Source organism: Micromonospora sp. 4G55 (assembly GCF_016803375.1).
Map to the genome: position 1 here is coordinate 1 of NZ_JAEVHN010000313.1, position 6962 is coordinate 6962.

Genomic DNA, 6962 nt, shown 5'->3' on the forward strand with positions numbered 1-6962 from the left:
CAGAAGTCGACCAGCAGCCGGTGGAACTCCTCGGCCCGCTCGATCTGCGGCATGTGCCCGCAGTCGGCGAACAGGTGGGTCCGGGCCCGGGGCAGCCGGGCCCGCGCGGCGTCGAGGTGCCCGGCGGGAGGATGAGGTCCCGGTCGCCCCAGACGATCAGGGTCGGCACGTCGAGCCGGGAGACCTCGGCCAGCAGCTCCTCGCGCCACTGCGGGCGGACGCCCCGGAAGGTGCCGAGGTCACGGCACGTCTCCAGCATCACCCGGGCGGTGTACGGCTGCCGGGCCACCTCCAGGGCGTACGCGATCCGCTCCTCGGTGGCGAATGACGCGTCGTGGAACAGGGCACGCTCGACGCGGCGGGCGAAGGACCGGTTGGGGCGCAGCAGCAGCCGGCCGAACGGGCGCAGGGCGAGCACCCGCAGGGCGGCGGTGACCTCCTGACCGAACCCGGCGCTGTTGATCAGCACGAGGCTGGCCACCCGGGCCGGCTCGGTCACGGCGAAGCGCATCGCGACGGCCCCGCCGAGCGAGTTGCCGACCAGATGCGCCGGCTGGTCGACGCCGACCGCGTCGAGGTAGTGCCCGACGAAGCGGCCGAGCGCCGGCAGGGTGCACGGCTCGGCCATCGGCAGCGACCCGCCGTACCCGGGCAGGTCGACGCTGTGCACCCGGAAACCGCGGGCGAGCAGCTCGTGCTGCTCGGTGAAGTCGCGCAGGGTGCGCCCGATGCCGTGCAGCAGCACCACCGGCGGCCCGTCGCCGTCGACCCGGTGGCGCACCCGGCGCCCGTTCACCGTGACGTGCCGGGGGCGCGGGTCGGTCGTGGCGGTCATGCCCGCTCCCCCGTGGACAGCTCCGGCGTGGTCGCCGTGGGCGTTCGGCCGGCCTGGCGCGCCGGATCGGCGGCGCCCCGGTTGAGCCCGGCCACCAGCACCCGGTGGTACGACGCGGGGGCGACCCGGGCCAGCAGGTCGGGCAGCTTCGCCGACCAGCCGATCAGCACCCGGCCGCGCCGCCGCTCGACGCCACGCAGGATCACCTCGGCGGCCTTCGCGGGCGGGATGGAGAGCAGTTTCTCGAACTGCCGCAGCCCCGCCTCGTACTCCTCGGGGGCCACGCCGCTGCCGATCCGGGCGTTGCGGGCGATCCGGGTGGCGATGCCGCCGGGGTGCACCGAGGTCACCCCGATGCCGTCGTCGCCAGCTCGTGGCGCAGCGCCTCGGTGAAGCCGCGCACGGCGAACTTGCTGGCCGAGTAGGCGGCCTGGCCGGCGGGGGCGATCAGTCCGAAGAGGCTGGAGACGTTGACCAGGTGGGCGCCGGGCTCGGCCTTGAGCGCCGGCAGCAGGGCGTGGGTCAGCCGCACCACCGCCCGGAAGTTGATGTCGACCACCCAGTTGAACTCGTCGAGGGTGACCTGGTCGAACCGCCCGCCGAGGGCGACCCCGGCGTTGTTGACCAGCAGCCGGATCCGGGGGTGCCGGGCCCGGATCTCCTCGGCGACCCGGTCGGTGGCGGCCGGGTCGGCCAGGTCGACCAGGTGCGTGTCGACCTGCCGGTCGGGGTGCGCGGCGCGGATCGCCGCCGCCACGGTGTCGAGCCGGTCGGCGTCCCGGTCGAGCAGCACCAGGTCGGTGCCGCGCCGGGCCAGCCCGTGGGCGAGCGCCTCACCGATCCCGCTGGCGGCGCCGGTGACCACGGCGGTTCCGGCGGGGAAGACGAACCTTCGCACGGCGTTCTCCTTCTGCGGTGCGGGTGGTGGAGCCCGGGTCAGGCGACCGGGGCGTCGGCGGTACGGGCGCGGCGGCGGCCGGCGTGGCGCGGGAGAACCGGATGCCCTCGTCGACGAGCCGCCCGCGCTTCATCAGCAGCACGTCGCGGGCGTAGTTCTGGTGCAGCCGCCAGGGGGCGCGGGCACCCTGCTTCGGCAGCGCGTCGACGCTGCGCAGCACGTACCCGGACTTCAGGTCGATCAGCGGCACCAGCGCGCCGGAGCCCGGCGCGACCGGAGTGACGACCTGCTGGCCGGTGGCGTCGAGGTGGCGCAGCAGCCGGCAGACGTAGGTGGCGACCAGGTCGGCCTTCAGGGTCCAGGAGGCGTTGGTGTAGCCGATCGTCAGCGCGAAGTTCGGCACGCCGGAGAGCATCATCCCCTTGTACGCGACGGTCTGCGCGAGGTCGACGTCGACGCCGTCCACCGCGAGGGTCATCCCGCCGAGGGCGAGCAGGTTGAGCCCGGTGGCGGTGACCACGATGTCGGCGGGCAGCTCCTCGCCGGAGCCGAGCCGGACCCCGCGCTCGGTGAAGGTGTCGACGGTGTCGGTGACCACCGACGCCGAGCCGGCCCGCACCGCGTCGAACAGGTTACCGTCGGGGACCACACAGAGCCGCTGGTCCCAGGGGTCGTAGCGGGGCGAGAAGTGCCGGTCGACGTCGTACCCGGCCGGCAGGCGACCCTTGGCGGCCCGCAGCAGCAACGACCTGACCAGCTTGGGAGCGCGCCGGCTGAGTTGGAAGTTGATCGTGCCGAGCAGCACGTTCTTCCAGCGCACCACCGGATACGCGGCCTTCGCCGGCAGCCAGCGCCGCAACGTGTCGGCGACCACGTCGCGCGAGGGCAGCGAGATGACGTACGTGGGTGAGCGCTGGAGCATGGTGACGTGGGCGGCGCGTTCGGCCATCGCGGGGACCAGGGTGACCGCCGTGGCGCCGCTGCCGATCACCACCACCCGCTTGCCGGTGTGGTCCAGGTCCTCCGGCCAGTGCTGCGGGTGCACCAGCTCCCCGGTGAACCGCTCGGCTCCGGGGAACTCGGGCGTGTAGCCGGCGTCGTAGCGGTAGTAGCCGGAGCAGGCGAAGAGGAACGCGCAGGTGAGGACGACGTCCTCGCCGGTGTCGTCGCGGTGCGCGTGAACGGTCCACCGGGCGCTCGCACTGTCCCACTCGGCGCGTAGGACGCGGTGGTGGAAGCGGATGTGCTCCTCGACGCCGTACTCGCGGGCGGTCTCGCGCACGTAGCGGCGGATGGCGTCGCCGTCGGCGATGGCCTTCGCGTCGGTCCACGGCTTGAAGGAGTAGCCGAGGGTGAACATGTCCGAATCGGAGCGGATGCCCGGGTAGCGGAACAGGTCCCAGGTGCCGCCGATCGCGTCGCGGGCCTCGAGCACCGCGTACGTCTTGTCCGGACAGTTGCGCCGCAGATGGCAGGCCGCGCCGACGCCGGACAGGCCGGCTCCGACGATGAGCACGTCGACGTGGTCGGAGGCCATGGCAACTCCCTGGCTGAGGCGGTGGACGGACACTATCCACCACCGTCGACGCCCGTCAACACTCTGTCGAGAGCAATCGACACCCTGTCGAGCGCGTGTAACATCGGCGTTCATGACGACCGTCCGTACCTCCACCGGCGCCGCGGCCGGGCGCGGACGGCGGGCCGGACGGTCCGCGGGCGACGACCGCGAGCTGGCCATCCTGGCGACCGCCGAGCGGCTGCTGGAGCGGCGCGCGTTCGGCGAGATCTCCATCGACGACCTGGCCCGGGGCGCGGGCATCTCCCGGCCGACCTTCTACTTCTACTTCCCCTCGAAGGACGCGGTGCTGCTGACCCTGCTGGACCGGGTCACCGAGGAGGCCGACACCGCCGCCGGGGACGTGCTGGTCCACCTCGGCGAGAACCCCCGGGCCCGGTGGCGGGAACTGATCAGCCGGTTCCACGCCACCTTCGGCGGCCACCGGGCCGTGGTGCTGGCCTGCGCCGAGGTGCGCGGCACCAACGCCGAGGTGCGCCGGCTCTGGGCCCGGGTGCTGGAGCGCTGGGTGCAGGCGGTGGAGGCCGCCATCGAGGCGGAACGCCGCCGGGGCGCCGCGCCGCCGGGCCTGCCCGCGCGGGACCTGGCGATCGCGCTGAACTCGATGAACGAGCGGGTCTGGTACGCGACCTTCGCCGGCGACGGGCCGGCCGTGGCCGAGCGGGACGTGGTGGACGTGCTGCTCGACGTCTGGCTGACCGGCATCTACCGCACCACCGATCCGAGCTGAGGGCGTGGCGGCCGTGCCGCCACGCCCCCGACCGCTCAGCCGGCCCGGCTGAACTCCATGACCCAGTTGGTCTCCCAGGTCGCGCCGTCGTCGGTGGAGAACGCCTGTTCCCACCGGCAGGAGGTGGCGGTGATGCCGGACCAGACGAACCGGCACCGGATCGGGCGGCCCTCGTCGGTGTCGTCGGCGTAGAAGGTGCCCACCCCGTCGGTGAATCCGCCGACGACCGGAGGCAGTTCCAGCAGGCCGCGCCGGCTGTGCATCCAGTAGATCGACCACCGCGCCGAGACCGGATCGAAGATCCGCACGGTGGCGCCGGAGAAGCCCCTGGTCGGGCAGGTCATCTCGTCGAAGCTGCCCGCCCCGTCGAAGAACCGGTGGGCGAGCATGGTGGCCGGAAACTCGTCCCAGTCGTCGCTGCCGACGTGCCGCCGGGTCAGCCGACGGTTGACGACGTCCCACCGGCCGACCAGGAAGTCGAAGTCGCCGCTCACCGGCCCACCGGTCCGTCCACCCGGCTGTCGGCCAGGTAGCCGGCCAGGTCCGGGGCGTCCGGGCTCAGGACGTGGCGGACCCAGGCGGCCCGCTCGTGCTCCAGCACGCCGAGTTCCCAGACGCAGCCCACCCCGGGCCGGTCCAGCGGCACGAAGTGCGCCGGGTCGTCGTCCGGGCACCGCAGCGCCGGTTGCCCGGCCACCGCGATCCGACACTCCACCACGTTGTCCCAGAACCAGGTGTACGCCAGCAGGTAGGCGCCGGTGTCCGCGCCCCGGTGCAGCACCACCCACCCGGCCGGTGGGGTGCTGCCGTCGGGCGGCGGCAGCAGGCGGGGCAGGAAGGCGTACGCGGCGCGCTCCACCTCCGGCGTGAGGCGCGGCTCCGGTTGGTCGATGTGATAGCGCTTGAGCTGCCGCCCGGCGACCGTGACCGGTCCGGGCGCCCGCAGCTCCTTGTCTCGGAAAGCCATGCCGGGACGGTAGACCCGGTCCACTGACAACTACTGTCAGCGGAATGCGCGCCAGTCGCCTCCTCTCGGTCCTGCTCCTGCTCCAGACGCACGGCCGGATGACCGCCGCGGCCCTCGCCGAACGGTTGGCGGTCTCCACCCGCACCATCTACCGGGACGTCGAGTCGCTGCACGCCGCCGGCATTCCGCTCTACGGCGAGGCCGGGCACGCCGGCGGTTACCAACTGCTCGACGGCTACCGCACCCGGCTGACCGGGCTGACCACCGAGGAGGCCGAGCGGCTGTTCCTCGCCGGGCTGCCCGGCCCGGCCGCCGAGCTCGGCTACGGCGCCGTGGTCGCCGCGCTGCAACTGAAGTTGGACGCCGCGCTGCCGGCGGCGCTGCGGGACCGGGCCGAGGCGCTGCGCCAGCGGTTCCACCTGGACACCCCGAGCTGGTACTCCGACGGTGACGCCTCGCCGTACCTGGCGTCCACGGCGGACGCGGTGTGGCGGCAGCACCGGTTGCGGGTGCGCTACCGCAGTTGGCGCGGCGAGCGGACGACCGTGCTGGCGCCGTACGGGCTGGTCCTCAAGGGCGGCCGCTGGTACGTGGTCGCCGACGGGGGGAAACGGGCCGGCCAGCTATCGCGTCAACCAGATCCTCGACCTGACCGCCCTGCCGGAGACCTTCGAGCGGCCGGCCGACTTCGACCTGCCGACCTGGTGGCGGACCCACGTCATGGACTTCCGGGCCCGCCTGCACCGGGACGAAGCGTCGATCCGGCTCTCCCCCGCCGGCCGGGAGCGGCTCCGGGAGATCGGCAGTGCGGTGGTGGTCGCGGCGGCCGAGGCGGGCGCGGGCGCCCCCGACGCCGACGGCTGGGTCACCACGTGGTGCCGATCGAGTCGCTGGCCCACGCCCACGGCGACCTGCTGCGGCTCGGCGCCGAGGTGGAGGTCCTCGCTCCGGCCGAGCTGCGCGACCTGCTGGCGGAGACGGCGGTCGGACTCGCCGCCCTCTACCGGACCGCGACCGCCCCGTCATCGGAGCCCCGCTCCCCGGAGGTGGCGGCCTCGACACCGGGCCGGCGACCACGTCCCTGAGGTCACGCGGGACCCGGACGGCCGCGGAGCACCGCGCCGATCGTGGCGATGCCCTCCTCGATCTCGCTCGCGGTGTTCGCCGCGTAGCCGAGGACCAGTCCGGGCGGGTACGGGCGCTGCGCGTGCCAGGACAGCGGCTGGGTCTTCACCCCCCGGCGCAGCGTGGCGGCGGCGAGGTCCGCGTCGGGCACGTCGCCGGCGAAGGTGACGGTCAGGTGCAGCCCGGCCGCCGCACCGTGCACCGTGGCCCCCGGCAGGTACGCGGCGATGGCGCGGATCATCGCGTCCCGACGGCGTACGTGCCGGCGGCGCAGCAGCCGCAGGTGCCGGTCCAGGTCGCCGGAGGTCATCAGCTCGGCCAGCACCAGTTGCGGCAGGACGGCGTTGCCGAGGTCCGCCATCCGCTTCGCCGCCACCAGGGCGTCGAGGTGGCGCGGGGGCACCAGCACCCAGCCCACCCGCAGGGCGGGGGCGAGCAGCTTGGAGACGCTGCCGGTGTAGCAGACCCGCTCGGGCAGCGCGCCGCGCAGGGCGGCACGGGCGGGCGGTCGTACCGGTGCTCGGCGTCGTACGTCGTCCTCCAGGACCGAGCCCGCCGCGCCGCGCCCAGTCGAGGAGCTGGCGTCGGCGGTCGCCGTGCAGCACCACGCCGGTCGGGAACTGGTGGGCCGGGGTGAGCAGGACGGCGGGATGGCCGGCGGCGGCCAGTTCGCCGACCCGCAGCCCGTGCGCGTCGACCGCGACCGGCGGGTGTCCAGCCGCCAGTTGCGCAGGTGCTGGCGGACGCCGAGCGAGCCCGGGTCCTCGACCGCGACGGTGTGCACGCCGTCGGCGTGCAGGACCTGGGCGAGCAGGCCGAGGGCCTGGGACA

General features: G+C 74.2%; 6 protein-coding genes and 3 pseudogenes. 3 read left to right on the forward strand and 6 right to left on the reverse strand.

Annotation, left to right across the window (positions count from 1 at the left end; translation table 11 throughout):
* The 3 genes and pseudogenes from JNW89_RS22495 to JNW89_RS22505 all read right to left on the reverse strand — a co-directional run.
* Nucleotides 1-835: alpha/beta fold hydrolase (locus JNW89_RS22495; RefSeq protein WP_238450402.1), on the reverse strand; the 835-nt coding region annotated here is incomplete at its 3' end.
* Nucleotides 832-1733 (reverse strand): annotated as a pseudogene (locus tag JNW89_RS22500) (SDR family NAD(P)-dependent oxidoreductase). The gene JNW89_RS22495 and the pseudogene JNW89_RS22500, both read right to left, overlap by 4 nt.
* Nucleotides 1669-3270, reverse strand: a complete 1602-nt coding sequence (locus JNW89_RS22505) for an NAD(P)/FAD-dependent oxidoreductase (RefSeq protein ID WP_238450403.1) — start codon at nucleotides 3268-3270, stop codon at nucleotides 1669-1671. The pseudogene JNW89_RS22500 and the gene JNW89_RS22505 overlap by 65 nt, the downstream one beginning before the upstream one ends.
* Nucleotides 3271-3382: 112 nt before the next feature.
* On the opposite strand from JNW89_RS22505, the gene JNW89_RS22510 reads away from it, so the two are divergent.
* Nucleotides 3383-4039, forward strand: coding sequence for a TetR/AcrR family transcriptional regulator (locus JNW89_RS22510; protein ID WP_238450404.1), 657 nt, complete (start codon nucleotides 3383-3385; stop codon nucleotides 4037-4039).
* A gap of 35 nt (nucleotides 4040-4074) precedes the next feature.
* Here the strand turns inward: JNW89_RS22510 and JNW89_RS22515 are convergent, their stop codons facing one another.
* Together JNW89_RS22515 and JNW89_RS22520 are read right to left on the reverse strand one after the other, a co-directional pair.
* Nucleotides 4075-4533 carry a hypothetical protein gene (locus JNW89_RS22515; RefSeq protein WP_238450405.1) on the reverse strand — a complete coding sequence of 153 codons (459 nt, stop codon included), beginning with the start codon at nucleotides 4531-4533 and terminating at the stop codon, nucleotides 4075-4077.
* On the reverse strand, nucleotides 4530-5006 hold the full coding sequence (locus tag JNW89_RS22520) for a hypothetical protein (protein WP_238450406.1): 477 nt from the start codon (nucleotides 5004-5006) through the stop codon (nucleotides 4530-4532). Before JNW89_RS22520 ends, JNW89_RS22515 begins: the two co-directional genes overlap by 4 nt.
* Nucleotides 5007-5050: 44 nt before the next feature.
* Between JNW89_RS22520 and JNW89_RS37770 the strand changes: the two are divergent.
* Together JNW89_RS37770 and JNW89_RS38965 are read left to right on the forward strand one after the other, a co-directional pair.
* A pseudogene (locus JNW89_RS37770) lies at nucleotides 5051-5593 on the forward strand (helix-turn-helix transcriptional regulator); the annotation flags it as partial.
* A gap of 70 nt (nucleotides 5594-5663) precedes the next feature.
* Nucleotides 5664-5828 (forward strand): annotated as a pseudogene (locus tag JNW89_RS38965) (transcriptional regulator); the annotation flags it as partial.
* 265 nt (nucleotides 5829-6093) lie between these two features.
* On the opposite strand, the gene JNW89_RS22530 reads toward JNW89_RS38965, so the two are convergent.
* Nucleotides 6094-6962: aminotransferase class I/II-fold pyridoxal phosphate-dependent enzyme (locus tag JNW89_RS22530; protein ID WP_375155130.1), on the reverse strand; the 869-nt coding region annotated here is incomplete at its 5' end.